Source organism: Bartonella sp. AA86SXKL, assembly GCF_042196885.1.
Genome location: NZ_JBHIRE010000454.1, coordinates 337 through 630, shown reverse-complemented (window position 1 = coordinate 630; position 294 = coordinate 337). Strand labels below are relative to the sequence as shown.

The following is a 294-nucleotide window of genomic DNA, read 5'->3' as shown; positions in this document are numbered from 1 at the left end:
AAAATAAGTAAAGAACTAATGAGCAGATATCCCCATAAAAAGTGAAATGATTTTTTTGCTATAATTTTAATATGATATACAAAATTTTTAATATAGAATTTCATCATAATTTAATCGATTTTAAGAATAATTTTACCAAAAACGTCACGACTTTCCATTCGCTTTAAAGCTGTATCAATTTCATTAAATTGAACAATTGTATCAATGACAGGGTGTACAACGCCTTGTGCCATTTTCTGCATGGCGTTTTGCATATTTTCTATACGGCAGCCAAATGAACCGAATATCTTAAGT

Annotated in this window: 1 protein-coding gene; it reads right to left on the bottom strand. The window is 28.6% G+C overall.

Annotated elements, in window-relative coordinates:
- Window positions 1-110 precede the first annotated feature (110 nt).
- On the bottom strand, window positions 111-294 hold a 184-nt coding region (locus tag ACFIO5_RS12605), incomplete at its 5' end, for a zinc-binding dehydrogenase (RefSeq protein ID WP_375705588.1).